Origin of the sequence: Streptomyces sp. NPDC051738, assembly GCF_044453205.1 — a bacterium.
Lineage (GTDB): Bacteria > Actinomycetota > Actinomycetes > Streptomycetales > Streptomycetaceae > Streptomyces.
In genome coordinates, this window is record NZ_JBITCM010000008.1 from 330,046 (window position 1) to 349,104 (window position 19,059).

Below are 19,059 nucleotides of genomic sequence, written 5' to 3' on the forward strand. Positions count from 1 at the left end.
AGGGACACCATGGCAAAGAGCGCTCTGCGCAAGATCACCATGGCGGTGCTGGCCCCGGCGATGGCCATCGGCGCCACCGTCGGCCTCGCCTCCGCCCCCGCCTCGGCCGCGGTCTGGAACTCCTGCGACCAGTGGGGCAACACCAGCCTCAACGGTTACACGCTCTACAACAACATCTGGGGCTCCGGCGCCGGCAGCCAGTGCATCTGGGCCAACTCCGGCACCAACTGGGGTGTCTGGGCCAACCACCCCAACACCGGCGGCATCAAGTCCTACCCGAACTCCAAGAAGGTGATCAACAAGACGATCGCCTCCCTCGGCTCGCTCACCAGCAGCTACAACGTCACCGTCCCGTCGTCCGGCGCGTACAACACGTCGTACGACATCTGGGACACCGACTACGACCACGAGATCATGCTCTGGGTCAACTACAACGGAGCCGTCGGTCCGATCGGCACCTCGCAGGGCACCGTCAGTCTCGGCGGCCACAGCTGGAACGTCTACAAGGGCACCAACGGCGCCAACGAGGTGTACTCGTTCCTGCGGACCTCCGACTCCAACTCCGGCACCGTGGACATGAAGCCGATTCTCAACTGGATCGCCGGCAAGGGCTGGATGTCCAGCAGCGAGACCATAGGTGACGTCCAGTTCGGCTACGAGATCACCTCGTCGTCCGGCGGGCTGGACTTCAACACCAACAACCTGACCGTCAGCAGCAGCTGACGTGTCATCAGGGCCGCGGTCGGTCCGTCGTCTGCTCGTCAGGCACGGTCGACCTCGGCCCGCAGCGCGTTGTAGTCCGCGAACGCCGACTCGACCTCGGAGCGGGTCAGGCCGTAGCGGGCCAGGTCGTACCGGTGGGGCCGGGTGCCCTTCGGGCGGGCGACCGCCTCCGGGAGTCGGGCCGCCTCTGCGTCGGTCCAGCGGGCGCCGATGGCGTCGTAGAGCTTCGGAGCGCCCGTGGCCGGCTCCTCGGCGAGCCAGGAGTAGGGCGCGTCCACCAGCGCCTCCCGGGGGATGGCGGCGCGGGCCCGCAGGCCGCGTTCCATCGCACGGCTCAGCAGACCGAACCAGGTGGCCCCGATGCCGGGCAGGTCGAGGGGCCGGGAGCTGACGGCCATGCCGTGCTCGATCAGGCTGCAGAAGGAGGCCACGGCGGTGACGGGATCGCGGTGGCACCACACGATCGTGGCGTCCGGGAACGCCGTGCGCAGAGCGTCCAGGTTGCCCAGATGCAGCGGGGACTTGAGGATCCAGCGGCGGCGCGGGCGGCCGTACTGAAGGACCTGGAACACCTGCCTGAGATACCGGTAGTCGTCGGTGAAGTCCCGCTCGCGGTACCACTGCTCGTACTCGGGGATCCGCGCCTGTGACAGCGGCATCAGGGCGTGGGGGAGGGCGAAGGTGCACTCCTCCGGGCCCTCGGCGGCCATCGGGTGGATGTCGCGGAAGCGCGGCGCGAAGAGGTTGGTGCCCTGGACCATGCGGCGGCCCGCGGTGACCGCCTTGCGGCGCTCGCGGGGCGGCAACTCCAGGCCGGGCGTGAGCAGTTCCCACAGCAGGGGGCCGCGGTGCCCGTCCGACAGCGACAGCACGGCGTGGGTGACCGTCGTCGCCGTGCGCGGCAGGCCCACCACGAACACCGGCCGCTCGATCGGCTCCCGCTCGATCTCGGGATGCGCGGCGATCAGCCCCCGCACCCGGGCCCGGTTGGCGAGGTGCCTGCGCACGAAGACCTGCGCCGACTGCCAGCCCACCGGCGTGAGGTTCTCGGCCTTGGCCCACCAGCCCAGCAGCGCCCGGAAGTCGTCGACGAACTGCCGGTCGCCGTGCGCCTCGCCCGCTTCCACGGCGATCCGGTCGAAGACGCGGTCGGGGCTGCGGCGGGAGGCGAAGGCCGGCCGCAGCAGCTGGTTGGCGAGGGCGAGGGGAGGCGTGGACACGCAGGGACCCTATCGCGCTCAACTGGCCTTCAAGGAACGCAAGTTGGACATGCGAGAGGGCGACCGGATGACCTCCATCGCCCGGCCGCCCTCTCATGACCTGCCTGACAGACAGGCCCTCGACACGGCTACTCCGCTACAGGCAGCCGCGCCCCGTCCCGCAGAAACAGCGGGATGCGGTCCAGCGGGGCGTCGACCGTCACGGTCGTACCGCCCTCGTACGTCTCCCCGGTCCACGCGTCCGTCCAGCCCGCGCCCGCCGGAAGGTAGGTCGTGCGGGCAGTCGCGCCCGCCGTCAGCACCGGCGCGACCAGCAGATCGCGGCCGAAGAGGTAGGCGTCGTCGACCGACCAGGCCGCCTGGTCCTCGGGGAACTCCAGGAACAGCGGCCGCAGCACCGGCAGGCCCTCCTCGTGGGCCTCGCGCATCACCTGGAGCACGTACGGCTTCAGGCGCTCGCGCAGCCGCAGGTACTTCTCCAGGATCGCGCCGGCCTCCTCGCCGTACGACCACACCTCGTTCGGGCCGCCGGTCATCTCCGGGCCGAGCGGCATGCCCGGGTCGCGGAAGCCGTGCAGGCGCATCAGCGGGGACAGGGCGCCGAACTGGAACCAGCGGACCATCACCTCGCGGTACGCGGGGTCGTTCGGGTCGCCGCCGTGGAAGCCGCCGATGTCGGTGTTCCACCAGGGGATGCCGGACAACGCGGTGTTGAGGCCGGCCGCGATCTGGCGGCGCAGGGTCGGGAAGTCGGTGCCGATGTCGCCGGACCACAGGGCGGCGCCGTAGCGCTGGCTGCCCGCCCACGCCGAGCGGTTGAGGGTGATCACCTCGTCCTCGCCGGACGACTGGAGGCCCTCGTAGAAGGTGCGGGAGTTCTCGGCGGGGTAGCTGTTGCCGACCTCAAGGCCGGGGCCCGTCCAGTAGCGCAGGTTCTCCTGGAAGCCGGGCTTCAGCTCGGGCTCGCAGGCGTCCAGCCAGAAGGCGGTGATGCCGTACGGGTCGAGGTAGTTCTGCTTGACCTTCGACCACAGGAACGCGCGGGCGTCCGGGTTGGTGGCGTCGTAGAAGGCCACCTGGACGGTCGAGGTCACCTCCTTGTCGGGCCAGTCGGCGTGCGCCATCGGTCCGTACTGGGTGCCGATGAAGTAGCCGCGCTGCTCCATGACCGGGTGGTTCTCGGAGAGGGGAGACACCGAGGGCCAGACGGAGACGACGAGCTTGATGCCGAGCTCGTCCAGCTCACGCACCATCGCCGCCGGGTCCGGCCACTCCTTCGGGTCGAACTTCCACTCGCCGAGGTGCGTCCAGTGGAAGAAGTCGCAGACGATCGCGGAGATCGGCAGGCCACGGCGCTTGTACTCCCGGGCCACGGCGAGGAGTTCGTCCTGGGTGCGGTAGCGCAGCTTGCACTGCCAGAAACCCGCCGCCCACTCCGGCAGCATCGGCGTACGGCCCGTCACCGCGCTGTAGCGGCGCTGGCCGTCGGCCGGGGCGCCCGCGGTGATCCAGTAGTCGATCTGTCGGGCGGAGTCGGCGACCCACCGGGTGCCGTTGTGCGCGAGCTCCACGCGGCCGATCGCGGGGTTGTTCCACAGCAGGGTGTAGCCGCGGCTGGAGGACAGCACCGGGATGCCGACCTCGGCGTTGCGCTGGACCAGATCGAGGACCAGGCCCTTCTGGTCGAACCGGCCGTGCTGGTGCTGGCCGAGGCCGTACAGCTTCTCGTCGTCGTAGGCGGCGAACCGCTGCTCCAGGCGGTGGTAGCCGTTGCCCACGGCCGTGTACAGGCGCGGGCCCGGCCACCAGAAGTGGGCGCGCTCCTCGGCGAGCACCTCCGTGCCGTCCTCGGTGCGCAGGAAGCGGATCAGGCCCTCGGCGTCGACCTGGACGGTCAGCGCACCGACGGTCAGCAGGCCCAGCCCGTCCTCGATCTTGACGGTCGACTCGGTCGCCGGGGCGGACTCCAGCAGCGCGCCGGGCAGTCCGTCGAGGATCGGCCCGCCGAGCCGGGCACGCACCCGCACCGCGTCCGGACCCCACGGCTCGACGCGTACGGTCTCCTGGCGGCCACTCCACTCCAGCGCGCCGCCCCGCTCACGGAACGTGCCGACGGTCGGGGACGACTGCGCGAGGCTGACCGTGCCCGGCAGGGGCTGGTTTTCGGCAGACTGATTCACGGGGTGTGCTCCTCAGGAGGGCAGCGAATGCAGACATGGGGGTGCCCGGCGAGGGCACGGCGGTGAAGCGGTCAGTGGATGGTGGACGGTGCCGGACCCGTGCTCGACCGGACCGTCAACTCGGGTGCGATCAGCAGGACTTCGTCGCTCCCGCGCCCGTCGAGCTTGGCGACCAGCTGCGCCACGGCATGCCGGCCCATCTCCTGCGCGGGGATGGACACCGACGTCAGCCGCACCGAGGCCTGGGTGGCGACCTGGTCGGGGCAGATGCCGACCACCGACACGTCCTCGGGCACCGCACGGCCCTGTTGGCGCAGCAGCGCGAGCAGCGGCTCGACCGCCGACTCGTTCTGCACGACGAACCCGGTGGTGCTGGGCCGCTCGTCGAGGATGCGGGCGAGGGTGACGGCCATCGCGTCGTACCCGCCCTCGCACGGCCGGTGCAGCAGCCGCATCCCGAGCTCCTGGGCACGCAGCCGCAGTCCGTCGAGCGTGCGCTCGGCGAAGCCCGTGTGCCGTTCGTAAACGGCCGGGGCCTCGCCTATGACAGCGATGTCGCGGTGCCCCAGCATCGCCAGATGCTCCACACACAGCGCGCCGGTCGCCTTGAAGTCCAGGTCGACGCAGGTCAGCCCGCTGGTGTCGGCGGGCAGCCCGATCAGCACGGACGGCTGGTCGGTGCCGCGCAGCAGCGGCAGCCGCTCGTCGTCCAGCTGGACGTCCATCAGGATCATCGCGTCGGCCAGTCCGCTGCCGGTGACGCGGCGTACGGCGTCGGGGCCCTCCTCGCCGGTCAGCAGCAGGACGTCGTAGCCGTGCGTGCGGGCCGTGGTGGCCACCGCTATGGCGATCTCCATCATCACCGGCACATACATGTCGGTGCGCAGCGGGATCATCAGCGCGATGATGTTCGACCTGCTGCTGGCCAGGGCGCGGGCACCCGCGTTCGGGTGGTAGCCGAGTTCGCGGATGCTCTGCTCGACCCGGTGCCGGGTGGTCGTGGAGATGGACCGCTTGCCACTGAGGACATAGCTCACCGTGCTCGCCGAGACTCCGGCGTGCTGGGCGACCTCGGCGAGGGTGACCATCCAGCTCTCCAAGCTTTGTGAAGCGCTTCGACAGTGCGCGGAGCGTCCAGGGGCGGGTGTGAGGGTGGTTCGACACTAGCTCTGGCGCGCGTGGGTGTCCATAGGTTGTCGAAGCGCTTCGACAGCTTTTCTCGACGGCTTTTCTCGTACGAGGCTGTCGGCGCCGTGGGGCAACCTCCGGCCGGGTCTGCGGCCACTGAGAGGGCGTACAGGAACCGTCCCCCGGAAGGACCCCCCGATGCAACACCGCAGACCGCGCCTGTCCAAGAAGCGCAAGACCCTGCTCGCCTCCACGGTCGCCCTCGCGGCCGCCGCCGGGGTCACGGTCGCCCAGGCGGACGAGTCGAGCGGGTGGGCGGGCTGACGCTCGGGTCGGCGGCTGTCGATGAAGCAGAAAGCTCGCCCCGCGAGGGGGGAATCCCGCGGCTTCTGTTGGGGGAGAAGTCAAGATCTGGCTCAACCGCCACCGCCGTGGCGCCCACCCCTTTAGTGGGGGCCACGGCGGCGCGATGTGGGACATCTACGAGGGCGACATCGGCTGGAAGGTCCACTCCTTCGTCCGCCGCGCCAACACCACCAAGGCCACGCTCAACCTGGACGACTTCACCCAGGCACTCGTCCGGCGCAACCTGCTGAGCAACGACAAGTACGTCTCCGGCATCGAGTCCGGCACCGAGGTCTTCAAGGGCACGGGCCGTCTGGACACGAAGTCGTACTCCGTCAACATCGGCTGAACGGCTGCGCGCGGGGTGGTGGGGTCGTCCGTAATCGGGTACATACGATCGGGTAGCACCCGTCGGTAACCAAACGGCCCAAGATCCCGATTCGCGGCGAGGTGAGCCTCATGTCCGCAGCACCCACGAAGCCTACTGTCACTGAGCGTGAGGCACGCCAGGTGGCGGAGGCGGCCCGGCAGCAGGAGTGGCGCAAGCCCAGCTTCGCCAAGGAACTGTTCCTCGGCCGCTTCCGCCTCGACCTCATCCACCCCCACCCGATGCCCACCGACGAGGCCGCCCAGCGTGGCGAGGAGTTCCTCGCCAAGCTGCGTGACTTCGTCGAGACGAAGGTCGACGGCGCCCTGATCGAACGCGAGGCCCGGATCCCCGACGACGTGATCGACGGGCTCAAGGAACTCGGCGCCTTCGGCATGAAGATCGACACCAAGTACGGCGGTCTTGGCCTCACCCAGGTCTACTACAACAAGGCCCTGACCCTGGCCGGTTCGGCCAGCCCCGCGATCGGCGTCCTGCTCTCCGCCCATCAGTCGATCGGCGTACCGCAGCCGCTCAAGCTGTTCGGCACCCCCGAGCAGAAGGAGCAGTTCCTGCCGCGCTGCGCCCGCACCGACATCAGCGCCTTCCTGCTGACCGAGCCCGATGTCGGCTCCGACCCGGCGCGCCTGGCCACCTCCGCGGTACCGGACGGGGACGACTACGTCCTCGACGGGGTCAAGCTGTGGACGACCAACGGCGTGGTCGCCGACCTCCTCGTCGTCATGGCACGGGTACCGAAGTCCGAGGGCCACAAGGGCGGCATCACCGCCTTCGTCGTCGAGACCAACTCGCCCGGCATCACGGTCGAGAACCGCAACGCCTTCATGGGCCTGCGCGGCATCGAGAACGGCGTCACCCGCTTCCACCAGGTCCGAGTCCCCGCCGCCAACCGCATCGGCCCCGAGGGCGCCGGCCTGAAGATCGCGCTCACCACGCTGAACACCGGACGGCTGTCCCTGCCCGCGTCCTGCGTCGCGGCCGGCAAGTGGTGCCTGAAGATCGCCCGCGAGTGGTCGGCGGCCCGCGAGCAGTGGGGCAAGCCGCTCGCCGCCCACGAGGCCGTCGGCTCGAAGATCTCCTTCATCGCGGCCACCACCTTCGCCCTGGAGGCCGTCACCGACCTGGCCTCGCAGATGGCCGACGAGGACCGCAACGACATCCGCATCGAAGGCGCCCTCGCCAAGCTGTACGCCTCCGAGATGGCTTGGCTCATCGCCGACGAACTCATCCAGATCCGCGGCGGCCGCGGCTTCGAGACGGCCGACTCGCTCCGGGCGCGCGGCGAACGCGGCGTCCCCGCCGAGCAGGTCCTGCGCGACCTGCGCATCAACCGCATCTTCGAGGGCTCGACGGAGATCATGCACCTCCTGATCGCCCGCGAGGCCGTCGACGCCCACCTGTCGGTCGCCGGCGACCTCATCGACCCCGACAAGTCCCTCCAGGACAAGGCGAAGGCGGGCGCGAACGCCGGCGTCTTCTACGCCAAGTGGCTGCCGAAGCTGGTTGCCGGCCAGGGACAACTGCCGTACACATACGGCGAGTTCAAGCAGGGCGTCGACCTCTCCGCGCACCTGCGCTACGTCGAACGCACGTCCCGCAAACTCGCCCGCTCCACCTTCTACGGCATGTCCCGCTGGCAGGGCCGCATGGAGAGCAAGCAGGGCTTCCTGGGCCGTGTCGTCGACATCGGCGCCGAGCTGTTCGCCATGAGCGCGGCCTGCGTGCGCGCCGAGCACCTGCGCGCCCAGGGTGAGCACGGCCGGGAGGCCTACCAGCTCGCCGACGCCTTCTGCCGCCAGTCCCGGCTGCGCGTCGAGGAGCTCTTCGGGCGGCTGTGGTCCAACACCGACGACCTCGACCGCAAGGTGGTCAAGGGCGTGATGTCGGGCACGTACGAGTGGCTGGAGCAGGGCATCGTCGACCCGTCGGACGACGGCGGCGTGTGGATCGCGGACGCGACGCCGGGCCCGAGCGAGCGGGAGAACGTACACCGCCCCATCAGGTGACGTCCTGGTGAGGGGTCACTGCCCGCAGCGACCCCTCACCATCCTGTTACCCACCGGAGGGGGATGCCCTGTCCTCCCTGTCAGTCCTTCCGGCCACAATGGGGGGATGAGCGACAGTCCAGCCCCCCTCGCCGACCCACACCTCGTCTACGACCCCGTAGCGGGCGACGGCCCCAAGGACGTGGTGATCCTCGGCTCCACCGGCTCGATCGGCACCCAGGCCATCGACCTCGTGCTGCGCAACCCCGACCGGTTCCGGGTCACCGCCCTGTCCGCCAACGGCGGCCGGGTCGCCCTCCTCGCCGAGCAGGCGTACCGGCTGAAGGCGCGGACCGTCGCGGTCGCCCGCGAGGACGTCGTACCGGCGCTGCGGGAAGCTCTGACGGCCCAGTACGGCACGGGCGAGCCGCTCCCCGAGATCCTGGCCGGCCCGGAGGCGGCCACGCAGGTCGCCGCCTCCGACTGCCACACCGTCCTGAACGGCATCACCGGCTCCATCGGCCTGGCCCCCACCCTCGCCGCCCTGGAGGCGGGCCGCACCCTCGCGCTCGCCAACAAGGAGTCCCTGATCGTCGGCGGCCCCCTGGTCAAGGCGCTCGCCAAGCCGGGGCAGATCATCCCGGTCGACTCCGAGCACGCGGCCCTGTTCCAGGCGCTGGCGTCCGGGACGAGGGCAGACGTACGGAAGCTGGTCGTCACGGCGTCCGGGGGGCCGTTCCGGGGCCGCTCGAAGGCGGACCTGGCCCAGGTGACCGTCGAGGACGCCCTCGCGCACCCCACCTGGGCGATGGGCCCGGTCATCACGATCAACTCCGCGACCCTCGTCAACAAGGGTCTGGAGGTCATCGAGGCGCACCTGCTCTACGACATTTCCTTCGACCGCATTGAGGTGGTCGTGCATCCCCAGTCGTATGTTCACTCGATGGTTGAGTTCACGGACGGATCCACGATCGCCCAGGCGACACCCCCCGACATGCGCGGGCCGATCGCCATCGGCCTCGGCTGGCCGGAGCGGGTGCCCGACGCCGCGCCCACCTTCGACTGGAGCAAGGCGTCGACCTGGGAGTTCTTCCCGCTCGACAACGACGCCTTCCCGTCGGTCAACCTGGCGCGCCACGTCGGAGAGCTCGCGGGCACGGCACCCGCGGTGTTCAATGCGGCCAACGAGGAGTGCGTGGAGGCCTTCCGGGCCGGCGCGCTGCCGTTCAACGGGATCATGGAGACTGTGACAAGGGTGGTGGAGGAGCACGGAACCCCGCACGCGGGAACTTCTCTCACCGTCGCGGACGTCCTCGAAGCGGAAACCTGGGCACGCACGCGGGCCCGGGAACTGGCGGCACACACGGCGGAGGCCCGTGCATGACGACCCTGATGTTCATCCTCGGCATAGTGCTGTTCGCGGTCGGGCTGCTGTTCTCGATCGCATGGCACGAGCTGGGCCACCTGTCGACGGCCAAGCTGTTCGGCATCCGCGTGCCGCAGTACATGGTCGGCTTCGGCCCGACCCTCTGGTCGCGGAAGAAGGGCGATACCGAGTACGGCGTCAAGGCGATCCCGTTCGGCGGCTACATCCGCATGATCGGCATGTTCCCGCCGGGACCGGACGGCCGCCTGGAGGCACGCTCCACATCCCCCTGGCGCGGCATGATCGAGGACGCCCGCTCGGCCGCGTTCGAGGAGCTCAAGCCGGGTGACGAGACCCGCCTCTTCTACACGCGCAAGCCGTGGAAGCGCGTCATCGTGATGTTCGCCGGCCCCTTCATGAACCTCGTCCTCGCGGTGGCCCTGTTCCTCACCGTGCTGATGGGCTTCGGCATCCAGCAGCAGACCACCACCGTCAGCTCGGTCTCCCAGTGCGTCATCGACCAGAAGGAGAACCGCGACGACTGCAAGGCGTCCGACGCGAAGTCCCCGGCCGCCGCCGCGGGCATGAAGGCCGGCGACAAGATCGTCTCCTTCGGCGGGGTACGCACCGAGGACTGGAACACCCTCTCCGACCTCATCCGCGAGAGCGCCGGCAAGGACGTCCCGATCGTCGTCGACCGCAAGGGCCAGGAACTGACCCTGCACGCGAAGATCGCCACCAACTGGGTCGTGAAGAAGGACGCCAGCGGGGCGTACGTCGAGGACAAGTACGTCCAGGCCGGCTTCCTCGGCTTCAGCTCGGCCACCGGCGTCGTCAAACAGGACTTCGGCGACTCGGTGGTCTGGATGTCCGACCGGGTCGGCGACGCCGTCGACTCCCTCGTGGCCCTGCCCTCCAAGATCCCCGCCCTGTGGGACGCCGCCTTCGGCGACGGCCCGCGCGAACCGGACTCCCCGATGGGCATCGTCGGAGCGGCGAGGGTGAGCGGCGAGATCGCGACGCTCGACATCCCCGCCTCACAACAGCTGGCCACCTTCGTGTTCCTCCTGGCCGGCTTCAACCTCTCCCTGTTCCTCTTCAACATGCTCCCGCTGCTGCCGCTCGACGGCGGCCATATCGCGGGAGCCCTGTGGGAGTCGCTGCGCCGCAACACGGCGAAGGTGCTGCGCCGCCCGGACCCTGGCCCCTTCGACGTGGCGAAGCTCATGCCGGTCGCTTACGTCGTCGCCGGGATCTTCATCTGCTTCACACTGCTCGTACTCGTCGCGGACGTGGTTAACCCAGTCAGAATCTCCTAGTCATACGGTGTTCGAGGCGGCCCGGGATCGTATGTCCCGGGCCGCCTTCGAATGAGTGGGTTTACAGGCCGTGATGTGCTGGGGTGAGGCCCGGTGCCGTAATCTCGAAGCCTGGAGCCCGCTGCTGACGGGACCGGACCTTGATCCACGACTTGGGGTTGCACAGCAGATGACTGCGATTTCTCTCGGCATGCCGTCCGTTCCGACCAGGGTTGCCGAGCGCCGCCAGAGCAGGCAGATCCAGGTCGGCTCCGTGGCCGTCGGCGGGGACGCGCCGGTCTCGGTCCAGTCGATGACGACGACGCGTACGTCGGACATCGGCGCCACGCTGCAGCAGATCGCGGAGCTGACGGCGTCCGGCTGCCAGATCGTGCGGGTGGCCTGTCCGACGCAGGACGACGCGGACGCGCTGTCGACGATCGCCCGCAAGTCGCAGATCCCGGTGATCGCGGACATCCACTTCCAGCCGAAGTACGTGTTCGCGGCGATCGAGGCCGGCTGTGCCGCGGTGCGGGTGAACCCCGGGAACATCAAGCAGTTCGACGACAAGGTCAAGGAGATCGCGCGGGCCGCCAAGGAGCACGGCACCCCGATCCGGATCGGCGTCAACGCCGGTTCGCTGGACCGGCGCCTGCTGCAGAAGTACGGCAAGGCGACGCCCGAGGCGCTGGTCGAGTCGGCCCTGTGGGAGGCGTCGCTCTTCGAGGAGCACGACTTCCGGGACATCAAGATCTCGGTGAAGCACAACGACCCGGTCGTGATGATCGAGGCGTACAAGCAGCTGGCCGCCCAGTGCGACTACCCCCTCCACCTCGGCGTGACGGAGGCGGGCCCGGCCTTCCAGGGCACGATCAAGTCGGCGGTCGCCTTCGGGGCGCTGCTGGCGCAGGGCATCGGCGACACCATCCGCGTCTCCCTGTCGGCCCCTCCGGTCGAGGAGGTCAAGGTCGGCAACCAGATCCTGGAGTCCCTGAACCTCAAGCAGCGCGGCCTGGAGATCGTCTCCTGCCCGTCCTGCGGTCGCGCCCAGGTCGACGTCTACAAGCTGGCCGAGGAAGTCACGGCGGGCCTGACCGGCATGGACGTCCCCCTCCGCGTCGCCGTCATGGGCTGCGTGGTGAACGGCCCCGGCGAGGCCCGCGAGGCCGACCTCGGCGTCGCCTCCGGCAACGGCAAGGGCCAGATCTTCGTCAAGGGCGAGGTCATCAAGACGGTCCCCGAGTCCAAGATCGTAGAGACCCTCATCGAGGAGGCCATGAAGCTGGCCGAGCAGATGGAGGCGGACGGGGTGGAGTCGGGCGAGCCGTCGGTCGCGGTGGCGGGCTGACGGGACCGGTGTCTGACGGGACCGGTGTCTGACGGGACCGATGTTCTGACAGAGGCCGGCGTTCTGCCGGGGGCTGCTTCTCGGCGCCGGTCCAGGCAATCTCAGCCCGTCCGGCGTTTGAGGACGAGGCCCTTTCGGGGCCGACAGCGGGGGTCTGGGGGCGGCAGCCCCCAGGGACGGGACCACAGCAGACGGACACCCTCAAGGGCCGCCAACCTCTACAGGCAGCGTGGCTCAGCTTCCACAGGTACAGTGCGGAGACCTGCAGTTCCCCGGAGGGCCCCCGCACGTGTTGACCCAGACCACCTCACGGGTGCTCGAACCGAGTGACCTGGACGCCGCGCTCGCCGTCCTCGACCGCGAGCCGGTCGTGAACGCCTTCGTGACGTCCCGCGTCCAGGTCGCAGGCCTCGACCCCTGGCGCCTCGGCGGCGAGATGTGGGGCTGGTACGAGGACGGCATGCTGACGTCCCTGTGCTACGCGGGCGCCAACCTCGTCCCGATCTGCGCGACCTCCCGAGCGGTACGGGCCTTCGCCGACCGCGCCCGGCGCGCGGGCCGCCGCTGCTCCTCCATCGTCGGCCCCGCCGATTCCACCGGCCAGCTGTGGCGTCTGCTGGAACCCGGCTGGGGCCCGGCCCGCGAGGTCCGCGCCCACCAGCCGCTCATGCTCACCGACCGCATGCCGACCGACATCACCCCGGATCCGTACGTCCGCCGCATCCGCAAGGACGAGATGGAGACGATCATGCCGGCGTGCGTGGCGATGTTCACCGAGGAGGTCGGGGTATCGCCGATGGCCGGCGACGGCGGACTCCTCTACCAGGCCCGGGTTGCCGAACTCGTCGGCTCCGGCCGCTCCTTCGCCCGCCTCGACCAGAACGGCAAGGTGGCCTTCAAGGCGGAGATCGGCGCGGCGACGGACCGGGCGTGCCAGATCCAGGGCGTGTGGGTGGCCCCCGAGTACCGCGGGCAGGGCCTCGCGGTCCCCGGCATGGCAGCGGTCCTCCGCTACGCCCTGGCGGACGTGGCCCCGGTGGTCAGCCTGTACGTGAACGACTTCAACACGGCGGCGAGGCGGACGTATCAGAGGGTCGGCTTCCAGGAGGTCGGCGCCTTCATGAGCGTTCTTTTCTGAGGAACGCCAAGGGCAGCGGACCTAGGGGCGCGGGGAACTGCGCGACCAGCCCCCACAACCCGCAGTGGACGGACAACCCGAAGTCCCCGGCGCAATCCAGCGAAGCGCACCGGTACGCTCCCCACATGCGTCTTCCCGGTCACGGACACCGCCGCCGACCCGACGACATCGTGATCGGCCCCCTGGACCTAGCGGCCCACGTGGACGAGGCCCTCGCAGTCCAGGCCGTCGCCTTCGGCCTCGGCCCGGACGAAGTGGCCGTACGCCGCCAGATCGTCCTGCGCCACATGTCCTACCCGGGAGCAAAGGCCCTCGGGGCGACGACCGCGGACGGACGACTCGCGGGTTTCGTGTACGGCATGCCCAACGACCGCACCCACTGGTGGTCCACCGTCGTACAGCCCTACCTCCGAGCCCAGGGCCACGACGCCTGGCTCGACGACTCCTTCGTCATCACGGAACTCCACGTCCACCCCCGCTTCCAGAACCGAGGCGTCGGCCGCTCCCTGATCACCACGATCACGGACGGCGCCGCCGAACCCCGCTCGATCCTCTCGGCGATCGACACGGACAGCCCCGCCCGCGGCCTCTACCACTCCCTCGGCTACACGGACCTCGCCCGCCAGGTCCTCTTCCCCAGCGCCCCGAAGCCGTACGCCGTCATGGGCGCCCCGCTCCCGCTGCGCCGCCGGTAGCCACCGCCCCGCCGCCAATCGATTTCCACCGCCCCGTACCCCCCGGCTAACCTCCTGCCATAACCCAAACCAGCAGGAGTACGAGAACCATGGCGAACGCACCGGTCCAGCGCATGTCCCAGTTGATGGCGAAGACGCTGCGCGACGACCCGGCGGACGCCGAGGTACTCAGCCACAAGCTGCTCGTCCGGGCCGGCTACGTCCGCCGCACGGCGGCCGGTATCTGGTCGTGGCTGCCCCTCGGCAAGCGGGTCCTCGCCAACGTGGAGCGCATCGTCCGCGAGGAGATGGACGCCATCGGCGCCCAGGAGGTGCTGCTCCCCGCGCTGCTGCCGCGTGAGCCGTACGACGCGACCGGCCGCTGGGACGAGTACGGCCCCGAGCTGTTCCGCCTCCAGGACCGCAAGGGCGGCGACTACCTGCTCGGCCCGACCCACGAGGAGATCTTCACCCTGCTGGTGAAGGACCAGGCGTCCTCCTACAAGGACCTGCCGGTCATCCTCTACCAGATCCAGCACAAGTACCGTGACGAGGCCCGCCCGCGGGCCGGCATCCTGCGCGGCCGTGAGTTCCTGATGAAGGACTCGTACTCCTTCGACACGGAGGACGAGGGCCTGGCCCAGTCGTACGCCCTGCACCGCCAGGCCTACCAGCGTGTCTTCGAGCGCCTCGGCCTCGACTACCGCATCTGCGCCGCCACCGCCGGCGCGATGGGCGGCTCCAAGTCGGAGGAGTTCCTCGCCCCGGCCGGCGCCGGCGAGGACACCTTCGCGGACTGTCCGAACTGCGACTTCGCGGCCAACACCGAGGCGATCTCGTACGAGCTGAAGCCGGTGGACGCGGACGGCGTGGCCGCCCTCGAAGAGATCCCGACCCCCGACACCCCGACCATCGAGACCCTCGCCGCCCACCTCGGTGTCCCGGCCTCCGCCACTCTCAAGAACCTCCTCGTCAAGGTCGACGGCGAGATCGTCGCCGTCGGAGTCCCCGGCGACCGTGAGGTCGACATGGGCAAGGTCGAGGCCCACTTCGCGCCGGCCGTCGTCGAGATGGTCACCGAGGCGGACTTCGCCGGCCGCCCGGACCTGGTGCGCGGCTACGTCGGCCCGCAGGGCCTCGGCGAGAAGGTCAAGTACATCGCCGACCCGCGCGTGGCCCCCGGCACCTCCTGGATCACCGGCGCCAACAAGGACGCCACGCACGCCAAGAACGTCGTCGCGGGCCGTGACTTCGAGGTCGGCGAGTACGTCGACGTCGTGGTCGTCCAGGAGGGTGACCCCTGCCCGAAGTGCGGCACCGGCCTCAAGCTCGACCGCGCCATCGAGATCGGCCACATCTTCCAGCTGGGCCGCAAGTACGCGGACGCCCTGAAGCTCGACGTCCTCGGCCAGAACGGCAAGCCGGTCCGCGTGACCATGGGCTCCTACGGCATCGGCGTCTCCCGCGCCGTCGCCGCCCTCGCCGAGCAGACCGCCGACGACAAGGGCCTGTGCTGGCCCGCCGAGGTCGCCCCGGCCGACGTCCACGTGGTCGCCGCGGGCAAGGCCCTGCAGACCGAACTCGCCCTCGACGTCTCCGAGAAGCTGGCCACGGCCGGCCTGCGCGTCCTGTGCGACGACCGGGCGGGCGTCTCGCCGGGCGTGAAGTTCACCGACTCGGAGCTGATCGGCGTACCGCAGATCCTGGTGGCCGGACGGCGCGCGGCCGAAGGCGTCGTCGAGCTCAAGGACCGCAGGACCGGTGAGCGCGAGGAGCTGACGGTGGACGAGGCGATCGCGTGCCTGACCGCGTAAGCCACGATCCGACCGCGCAAGCCACGACCCAAAGGAAATCCTCAGAAACCTCTCCGGGTTGCTAAAGGCACCTCACAGCTTTCCCTCAGGCCGTTCCCCGACCGTAGGACGTGACACAGCGTCACTCGGGAGGGGAACGGTCTTGCGTACCAGGGAACGGGGTGCCGCGGCAGCGGTCCGAAGAGGAGCGCGGCGCACGGCGGCCGCCACGGCGGCGATCACGCTCGCGGCCGCCGCCGGGGTGTTCGCCCTGATCGGCACGATGCAGGCGGACGCCGACACGACGGCGAGCAGTGGCACGCAGACAAGCAGTTCCACAACTTCCGGCAGCTCGGCGTCCGAATCCTCGGGCAGCTCGACCTCCGACAGCACGTCATCGAGCAGCACGGACAGCACCGGCACCGACTCCTCCGCGCAGTCCTCGTCCGACGGCCTCACGTCTTCCTCCGGCGGCTCCGCCGACTCCACGTCGGGGGCGTCGTGATGAGCAGGCTCCCGCGCACGACCGCCGCCGCCGACTGGCGTGCCCTCGGCACCGGCGTCCGACTGGTCGTCACCGATCCGGCCCTGCTGGACTCCTGCAACCTGCTCCTCGCCCGCTACCTGGCCGAGGTCGACGCGACCTGCAGCCGCTTCCGCACGGACTCCGAACTCGCCGCCCTCAACGCCGCGTCGGGTCGCCCGGTCCGGGTCAGCCCGCTGCTCGCCGAGGCCCTCGCGGTCGCCCTGCGCGCGGCCGAAGCGACGGACGGCGCCGTCGACCCGACGGTCGGCTCGGCGATGGAGGCGATCGGCTACGACCGTGACTTCACCCTGGTCCGCGAGGACGACCGCCCCGTACGGCTGATGGTCCGCCGCGCTCCCGGCTGGCGTCAGGTCCAGCTGGACCGCGAGCGTGGCACGGTCACCGTCCCGGACGGCGTCCGCCTGGACCTGGGCGCCACGGCCAAGGCCTGGGCCGCCGACCGGGCGGCCACGATGCTGGCGGAGGCGGCCGGTTGCGGCGTCCTGGTGAGCCTCGGCGGCGACACGGCCGTCGCGGGCGAACCCCCGGCGGGCGGCTGGCGGATCCGCGTCCAGGACGTCACGGGCCCGGCCGACGAGACGCCCGCGCAGGGGCCGTACGCCACGGTGGGCCTGCACAGCGGAGGCCTCGCGACCTCCGGCACGGCGGCCCGCACCTGGCGCCGCGACGGCCACACCCTCCACCACATCGTCGACCCCCGCACCGGCCTGCCCGTCCACTCACCCTGGCGCACGGTCTCGGTGGCGGCACGGACCTGCGCCGACGCCAACGCCGCGAGTACGGCGGCGCTGGTGAAGGGCGCCGGCGCGGAGCGCTGGCTGACCGGGCTGGGGCTGCCCGCACGGCTCGTGAGCCAGGACGGCCTGGTGGTCACGACTCCGGCCTGGCCGGCCCCGGTCGCCGCCGACCTGGAGGCAGCCGCATGACCTCCGAGACCCTCTGGTACGCCAATCGCGCCACCGGCGCCGTCTGCCTGGTCCTCTTCACGGTCGTCGTCCTGCTCGGCATCGCCGTACGACTTCGCGCACGCATCCCCGGCCTGCCCCGTTTCGGCACCGTCTCCCTCCACCGTGCCCTCTCCCTCTCGGCGACCGCCTTCCTCGCCCTGCACATCGCGTTCGCGGTGATCGACAGCTACGTCGACATCACCGTCCTCGACGTCCTCGTCCCCTTCGTCTCCGACTACCGGCCCCTGTGGCTCGGCCTCGGCACGGTCGCCCTCGACCTGATGCTCGCGGTCCTGGTCACCAGCCTCCTGCGGGAACGCTTGGGCCACCGCACCTGGCGGGCCGTGCACTGGCTGGCGTACGCCTCCTGGCCCGTCGCCCTGATCCACGGCATCGGCATCGGCACGGACACCGGAACCGACTGGATGACCTGGCTGACGATCACCTGCGTGGCCGCCGTCCTCACCGCCGGCGGCATCCGCCTCGCCCACTCCGCCCGAGCCGCCCGCCGCACCCCCGCCGCCCTGCTCCGCACGGCCGAAGGAGCCCGACCGTGACCCTGACCTTCACCGACGTCCACATGTCCCCCCGACTGCTCGCCCCGGGCGGCACGCCGGCCGACTTCCGCACCCACGAGCAGCGGTATGGCCCCCTGACGTACGGCGATCCCGCCGCCCTCCTCCGGTCCGTCGCCGAATCGGGCCTCACCGGTCGCGGGGGAGCGGCCTTCCCGATGTACCGCAAGCTGCTGTCGGTGGCCGAGTCCGCCCGGCGCACGGGCCGTACGCCGGTCGTGGTGGCCAACGGCGCTGAGGGCGAGCCGGCGAGCAGCAAGGACAAGACCCTCCTCCGCCTCGCGCCCCATCTCGTCCTGGACGGACTGCAGTTGGCCGCAGTGGCGGTCGGCGCGGGGGAGGCCCACCTGGCGGTGGAGGACGGCGCGTCCTACCTGGAGTCGGCCCTCGCCCAGCGCCACGACCCCGTGCCCGTCCGGGTCGTACGGCTCCCCAAGCGGTTCCTGTCCGGCGAGTCCTCGGCCCTCGTCCAGTACGTCTCGGGAGGCGCCGCCCTGCCCACGTACCAGCACCCGCCGGTCCGCGAACGCGGCGTCCACCGCGCCCCCACCCTCGTCCAGAACGTCGAGACCCTGGCCCACCTCGCCCTGATCGCCCGCTACGGCCCCGACTGGTTCCGCTCCGCCGGCACCCCTGCCCAGCCCGGCAGCGCCCTGTGCACGGTGCATGTGCCAGGACGCGAACCCCGGGTCGTGGAGGCCCCGTTCGGCATGCCCCTGCACCGACTGCTCCCCCTGGACGGCATGTCCGCCCTCCTGCTGGGCGGCTACCACGGCACGTGGATCCCGGCCGTCGAGGCGGCACAACTCACCCTGGACTCATCGAACTTGGGCGCGGGAGTCCTGGCGCCCCTCCCCGCCGACCGCTGCGGCGTGGTGGAAACCGCCCGCGTACTGCGCTACTTGGCCCTCCAGTCGGCAGGCCGGTGCGGCCCCTGCCTCAACGGCCTGCCCCGCATCGCCGCCGCCTTCGCCACCCTGTCCACCCCCGGCCCCCAGGGCGGCACCCGAGCCGACGTGACCCGCTGGTCCGGCCTGGTCGAAGGCCGCGGCGCCTGCCACCACCCCGACGGCACGGTCCGCCTGGTACGCAGCGCCCTGACGACGTTCGCGGCTGAACTCGACGCCCACGCAAGCGGATTCTGCACGGCGACGGACCGCACACCCCTGCTGCCGATACCCCAGGAGGCCTGACATGGACCAGCACATAGCCATCGACTGGACGTCCTGCGAGGGCCACGGCCTGTGCGCCGAACTGCTCCCCGACCACGTCACGCTGGACGAGTGGGGCTATCCCCTGGTGGACAGCGCCCCGGTCCCCGCCCGCACGGTCAAACGAGCCCGCAGAGCAGCGGCTGACTGTCCCGCGTTGGCCTTCAAGCTGGCGGCGAGGGCAGTTCCCTGA

Annotated in this window: 18 protein-coding genes; 14 read left to right on the forward strand and 4 right to left on the reverse strand. The window is 70.6% G+C overall.

The genetic code is table 11. From position 1 onward, the window contains the following. The first annotated feature begins 9 nt into the window (after nt 1-9). Nucleotides 10-723 carry a hypothetical protein gene (locus tag ACIA8X_RS21285; RefSeq protein ID WP_393450324.1) on the forward strand — a complete coding sequence of 238 codons (714 nt, stop codon included), beginning with the start codon at nt 10-12 and terminating at the stop codon, nt 721-723. 38 nt (nt 724-761) lie between these two features. On the opposite strand, the gene ACIA8X_RS21290 is transcribed toward ACIA8X_RS21285, so the two are convergent. From ACIA8X_RS21290 to ACIA8X_RS21300, 3 genes are all read right to left on the reverse strand, one after another. Continuing rightward, on the reverse strand, nt 762-1,943 hold the full coding sequence (locus ACIA8X_RS21290) for a sulfotransferase family protein (RefSeq protein ID WP_399458874.1): 1,182 nt from the start codon (nt 1,941-1,943) through the stop codon (nt 762-764). Nucleotides 1,944-2,071: 128 nt separating this feature from the next. After that, nucleotides 2,072-4,123, reverse strand: coding sequence for a TIM-barrel domain-containing protein (locus ACIA8X_RS21295; RefSeq protein ID WP_399458875.1), 2,052 nt, complete (start codon nt 4,121-4,123; stop codon nt 2,072-2,074). 71 nt (nt 4,124-4,194) lie between these two features. Further along, nucleotides 4,195-5,211, reverse strand: a complete 1,017-nt coding sequence (locus tag ACIA8X_RS21300) for a LacI family DNA-binding transcriptional regulator (RefSeq protein ID WP_399458876.1) — start codon at nt 5,209-5,211, stop codon at nt 4,195-4,197. 238 nt (nt 5,212-5,449) lie between these two features. Here ACIA8X_RS21300 and ACIA8X_RS21305 point away from each other — a divergent pair, with 238 nt between their 5' ends. The 9 genes from ACIA8X_RS21305 to ACIA8X_RS21345 all read left to right on the forward strand — a co-directional run bounded on the left by ACIA8X_RS21305 (nt 5,450) and on the right by ACIA8X_RS21345 (nt 15,607). Continuing rightward, on the forward strand, nt 5,450-5,575 hold the full coding sequence (locus ACIA8X_RS21305) for a hypothetical protein (RefSeq protein ID WP_393450312.1): 126 nt from the start codon (nt 5,450-5,452) through the stop codon (nt 5,573-5,575). An 85-nt stretch (nt 5,576-5,660) separates the two neighbouring features. Continuing rightward, complete coding sequence (locus ACIA8X_RS21310) at nt 5,661-5,945, forward strand: hypothetical protein (protein ID WP_393451093.1); 285 nt, start codon at nt 5,661-5,663, stop codon at nt 5,943-5,945. Nucleotides 5,946-6,055: 110 nt separating this feature from the next. Beyond that, the gene (locus ACIA8X_RS21315) at nt 6,056-7,990 is read left to right on the forward strand and encodes an acyl-CoA dehydrogenase family protein (RefSeq protein WP_393450309.1); all 1,935 of its coding nucleotides are present in this window, start codon (nt 6,056-6,058) and stop codon (nt 7,988-7,990) included. 106 nt (nt 7,991-8,096) lie between these two features. After that, nucleotides 8,097-9,353 carry a 1-deoxy-D-xylulose-5-phosphate reductoisomerase gene (gene dxr / locus ACIA8X_RS21320; RefSeq protein WP_399458877.1) on the forward strand — a complete coding sequence of 419 codons (1,257 nt, stop codon included), beginning with the start codon at nt 8,097-8,099 and terminating at the stop codon, nt 9,351-9,353. An 8-nt stretch (nt 9,354-9,361) separates the two neighbouring features. Continuing rightward, on the forward strand, nt 9,362-10,654 hold the full coding sequence (locus tag ACIA8X_RS21325) for a M50 family metallopeptidase (RefSeq protein WP_399458903.1): 1,293 nt from the start codon (nt 9,362-9,364) through the stop codon (nt 10,652-10,654). Nucleotides 10,655-10,823: 169 nt separating this feature from the next. Continuing rightward, nucleotides 10,824-11,981 carry a flavodoxin-dependent (E)-4-hydroxy-3-methylbut-2-enyl-diphosphate synthase gene (gene ispG / locus ACIA8X_RS21330; RefSeq protein WP_393450303.1) on the forward strand — a complete coding sequence of 386 codons (1,158 nt, stop codon included), beginning with the start codon at nt 10,824-10,826 and terminating at the stop codon, nt 11,979-11,981. A 289-nt stretch (nt 11,982-12,270) separates the two neighbouring features. Continuing rightward, nucleotides 12,271-13,119, forward strand: a complete 849-nt coding sequence (locus ACIA8X_RS21335) for a GNAT family N-acetyltransferase (protein WP_393450300.1) — start codon at nt 12,271-12,273, stop codon at nt 13,117-13,119. A 125-nt stretch (nt 13,120-13,244) separates the two neighbouring features. Next, complete coding sequence (locus ACIA8X_RS21340) at nt 13,245-13,814, forward strand: GNAT family N-acetyltransferase (protein WP_393450297.1); 570 nt, start codon at nt 13,245-13,247, stop codon at nt 13,812-13,814. Nucleotides 13,815-13,903: 89 nt separating this feature from the next. Further along, a complete protein-coding gene (locus ACIA8X_RS21345; RefSeq protein ID WP_393450294.1) occupies nt 13,904-15,607 on the forward strand; it encodes a proline--tRNA ligase in 1,704 nt (567 codons plus the stop codon). Nucleotides 15,608-15,679: 72 nt separating this feature from the next. Here ACIA8X_RS21345 and ACIA8X_RS21350 read toward each other — a convergent pair whose 3' ends face one another. Further along, nucleotides 15,680-16,045 (reverse strand): hypothetical protein, encoded by a 366-nt coding sequence (locus ACIA8X_RS21350; protein ID WP_393450291.1) that lies wholly within the window; start codon nt 16,043-16,045, stop codon nt 15,680-15,682. 45 nt (nt 16,046-16,090) lie between these two features. On the opposite strand from ACIA8X_RS21350, the gene ACIA8X_RS21355 reads away from it, so the two are divergent. Genes ACIA8X_RS21355 through ACIA8X_RS21370 form a run of 4 tightly spaced genes read left to right on the forward strand, consistent with a single transcriptional unit; the run spans nt 16,091 to nt 19,059 of the window. Further along, the gene (locus ACIA8X_RS21355) at nt 16,091-17,059 is read left to right on the forward strand and encodes an FAD:protein FMN transferase (RefSeq protein ID WP_393450288.1); all 969 of its coding nucleotides are present in this window, start codon (nt 16,091-16,093) and stop codon (nt 17,057-17,059) included. Next, nucleotides 17,056-17,637: a ferric reductase-like transmembrane domain-containing protein gene (locus ACIA8X_RS21360; protein WP_393450285.1), complete on the forward strand. Its 582-nt coding sequence runs from the start codon at nt 17,056-17,058 to the stop codon at nt 17,635-17,637. Before ACIA8X_RS21355 ends, ACIA8X_RS21360 begins: the two co-directional genes overlap by 4 nt. Continuing rightward, nucleotides 17,634-18,848, forward strand: coding sequence for an NADH-ubiquinone oxidoreductase-F iron-sulfur binding region domain-containing protein (locus ACIA8X_RS21365; RefSeq protein WP_399458878.1), 1,215 nt, complete (start codon nt 17,634-17,636; stop codon nt 18,846-18,848). Before ACIA8X_RS21360 ends, ACIA8X_RS21365 begins: the two co-directional genes overlap by 4 nt. A gap of 1 nt (nt 18,849) precedes the next feature. Then, nucleotides 18,850-19,059: a ferredoxin gene (locus tag ACIA8X_RS21370; protein ID WP_393450281.1), complete on the forward strand. Its 210-nt coding sequence runs from the start codon at nt 18,850-18,852 to the stop codon at nt 19,057-19,059.